The organism is Mesorhizobium sp. LEGMi-168a, assembly GCF_058312955.1.
The window spans coordinates 1-3,567 of the sequence record NZ_JBZEGV010000071.1 but is presented as its reverse complement, the minus strand read 5'-3'; the positions used below and the strand labels follow the sequence as shown (position 1 = coordinate 3,567).

4 protein-coding genes are annotated in these 3,567 nt (G+C 61.4%); all 4 read right to left on the bottom strand.

What is annotated here, in order from left to right; all coding sequences use genetic code 11:
* A partial coding sequence (locus AC4FWB_RS33815) for a formate--tetrahydrofolate ligase (protein ID WP_491030552.1) occupies positions 1-551 on the bottom strand: 551 nt, incomplete at its 3' end.
* Positions 539-775 (bottom strand): hypothetical protein, encoded by a 237-nt coding sequence (locus tag AC4FWB_RS33810; RefSeq protein WP_491030551.1) that lies wholly within the window; start codon positions 773-775, stop codon positions 539-541. The genes AC4FWB_RS33810 and AC4FWB_RS33815, both read right to left, overlap by 13 nt.
* Before the next feature lie 193 nt (positions 776-968).
* Positions 969-2,093, bottom strand: coding sequence for a DUF2333 family protein (locus AC4FWB_RS33805; protein ID WP_491030550.1), 1,125 nt, complete (start codon positions 2,091-2,093; stop codon positions 969-971).
* Between the two features lie 116 nt (positions 2,094-2,209).
* Positions 2,210-3,514, bottom strand: coding sequence for a DUF6638 family protein (locus AC4FWB_RS33800; protein ID WP_491030549.1), 1,305 nt, complete (start codon positions 3,512-3,514; stop codon positions 2,210-2,212).
* Positions 3,515-3,567: the final 53 nt, after the last annotated feature.

Sequence of the window (3,567 nt, the reverse complement as noted above, 5' to 3'; positions counted from 1 at the left end):
AGCGAGCAGATGATCTCGCGCAGCGCCCGGTCGTTCATGTCCATGACACGGCGCCAGGCAACGCGGCGGATGTCGATGCCGAGCTCGTTGCCCCAGTAGATGTGGTTGTCGATCAGCGCCGAAAGCAGGTTATGGGCGGTGGTGATGGCGTGGAAGTCGCCGGTGAAGTGGAGGTTCATGTCGTCCATCGGCACGACCTGGGCCAGGCCGCCGCCGGCGGCGCCGCCCTTCATGCCGAAATTCGGGCCGAGCGAGGCTTCGCGGATGCACACGATCGCCTTCTTGCCGATGCGGTTCAGGCCGTCGCCGAGGCCGACCGTGGTGGTCGTCTTGCCTTCGCCGGCGGGCGTCGGGTTGATGGCGGTGACCAGGATCAGCTTGCCGTCCTTGTTGCCCCTGACCGATTTGATGAACTCGGCCGAGACCTTCGCCTTGTCGTGGCCATAGGGCAAAAGGTGCTCGTACGGGATGCCGATCTTGGCGCCGATCTCCTGGATCGGTTTCTTCTTGGCGGCGCGCGCGATCTCGATGTCGGACTTCACTTCGGCCATGACGGCTTTCCTCTGGATTGGGCGGTGGAGGGGAGGGGTTCGATCACTAGAGCGATATGACCCTTCCTTGAATTGTCATTTCGCTCAAAATTTCGCTTTTGAAGCATGATCTTCTCCGAAAAAGTCTGCAACTTTTCGGGATCATGCTCTGGTGCATGCTCGAAACGCCGCCCGGACGCAAGGGCATGTTCTAACCCTGTCGCTGTGACGGCGTCAACTTCCATGCAACTATGTTTCCTGCGAAGAAAGAAATTGCTGTTCCCGGTCGACCATCCCGGCGTCTTCGGCGCCCTGGTCGTTGCGCCGTATAGAAGCCAGAGCAGGGATCGCTCCGCCGTCTCAAAACAGCCGCGCAATGCACGGAATGCGACAGAAGCGACGGCGCAAATCCGCCAGCGCCTGGCGGCCGCAGCGGTGTTACTGGGTCAGCACGTTGCTGATCTCGACCATGTTTGAGCGCACGCGCAGGATGTAGAAGCCCATGGTCGTCAGATGCGTCGGCAGAAGCCAGCCATCCTCGCGGCCGTTGGCGATGATGAAGGGCTGGATGCGCAGCGCCGAGACGAATTGCGCGTCCATCGTGTCCCACAGATTCTGCAGGTGCTTTTCCTTGATCACGCCCTCAAAGTCGGCCTGCGCGCCTTTCATGAGCCCGTAATAGGCATAGAGCTGGCCATAGGCGAACCAGAAGCGGTCGTCGGCGCGGAAGTCGAACCAGCCGTCATTGTGGTTCTCGGCGCGCTCCTTGAGGATTGCGGAGGTCGAACCAATGTCGCTGGCGATACGATCGATATATTGCTTCAAATTGTCGGCGCGGGCGTCGAACGTGGCCTGGCAGGTGGCGAGCCGGGCATTGAAGGAGCGGAGCTTGCGCACCGCGTCGCGATAATAGCTCGGTGTCGGTGTCTTCGGACCGAACGGGTTCAAGCCGAAATACCAGGTCTCCTCGTCGAACTGCAGATTGCCACGCGCGTCCTGCAGGTCGCTGTCGATCTGCGACGTCGTGCGCACGCGGCCGAGATTGTCGGCAAGCTCCGTCGCGGTGCGGCGCACCGCCTGGTTGATGCCCCGCTGGAAGGAGGCCTTGTTGTCCATCCACGGCGTGTTGTCCCAGTCGATGCCGAACAGGCCGACCTTGTAGAGGATCATCGACGAGATCCAGGCATTCTGGTTGACGTTGAAGTCCGTCAGATCGGCCGCCACCTGAGCGATCGCCGAATTGCCGCAGGTCTTGGCGGTGTCGGTGCCGGCGCCGGCCGAAACCTGCTCGCCGGCCGACACGTTGCGCGTCTCGAAGGTATATTTGTCAGGATAGTTTGGCTCGAAGTTGTTCCACCACTGGGTGGCGTAGAAGAAGTTGGCGTAAAGGCCGATCAGCACCAGAACGGCAAGGCCTACCACGGCCTTCAGGATCCAGCCGCGCTGCCCATACCAGCGGCCCACCCACATGAACGGCCAGAGAATAATGCCGATGATGAAGCCGATGCCGCGGCCGATCCATTGGAAAATCCGGGTGAAGAAGTTCACGATCGGGTCAAGCATGGCTGTGTCACCCCTTAGAGCATTTCGCCGTTTCGCGGGAAACGGCGATCTGCTCTAACCCTTTGTTTTGACGCAATTCCGGGCGGAAAACCGCCCACACTTTTCCTGGAATTGCTCTAGTCAGTCAAGCCGTAAAGGCGCGCGCGGAATGCCGCCTTATCCTTCAAATATGTGGTTTTCAGAACGTCCACAACATGCGATCGCCAGGCATCGCTGAAGCCGTCGAAGTCCTTGTAGAAGCCCGGTTTGTTGAAGACGTAGCGCGAGACGAAGTCCTGTGGCACGAAATCCGAGATCAGCTGGTTGGTGAGCCAGGCATCGGGATGATCGGGCCTGGCGCGCACGACCAGGAAGCGCTGGCGAGGCGGCACATCTTCCAACTTCAGGTGGCCGAACTGGGCGATCTCGCGCTTGGCGGCGTTGAGGAACGGGAAGTTGCCGTCGCTGGCGATCAAGTCGGCATGGCCGTGGATCCAGGTCTGCAGCCAGACCTTGTCGACATCGTTCAGGTTGCGGTTGGGCTCGGCGTCGCGGATCAACGCCCGCACCACCATCTCGGCGCGATGCTCGAGATAGCCCGAGGCCTCGATCCAGGAGGCGCGCGGCAGGTCCAGCCGGCCGGTGGTGGCGAGGAAGCGGAATACCTTATCGGCGTCGTTGATCGACAGATAGCTCACCTGCCAGGGCCGCGAGCGGCGGAAGCCGGGGGCGGCCGGATCGCAGATCACCGTCGTCATGTCAGGGTCGACGAAGACGTAAAGCCCGCCGAAATGGCTGGTCCAGTAGGCGTTGTGGCGGAAGATCACCTGGTCGGGGACCAGCGCGTTCTCGCGGATGTCGCCGCAGACCTTGGCGAGATCGACCATGCGCTCAAGCATGGCATTGTCGCGCCAGGCGTCCGGCTCCTGCTTCAGCCGGTCGACGAGCTTGCCGAGCTCGGCCGCCTTGCCGAGCACGTCCTCGGCCGACAGCACCTTGAACTCGACCTGGTTGATCGAGAGCAGGTCCTCGATGTCGTTGACCTTGGGAACGGAATCCTCGATCTCGCCGTAGATGACGTCCTTGATGGTCAGCGCGTCGATGGCGCGCTGGTTCTTGGACATGAACTCGAACATCAGCTGCGAGGTGTTGGAGAAAGCGGTGTGCACCACCGGCAGGTCGATCTGCGACGGCGTCAGGATGATGAAACGGCGGTTGACCTCGTTGGGATCGAGATAGTCATAGTCGCCGCACTCCTCGGCGACCTCGGGCGAGAAGCCGGTGCGGTCGATCTGGAAGCTCTTCAGCTTGGTAGGCTCGAGGCCGAAGGCGACAAGCGCCTTGTTGTAGCGCTGGATGAGATGCGGCTCGTCGACGGCGAGCAGGCGGCCATAGATCAGCTCGTTGTCGCGCAGAAGGTCGGGCTTTTTGGCACGGGTCATCCTTCCTACTCCCCGTTCACGGGGAGAAGGTGCCCGAAGGGCGGATGAGGGGC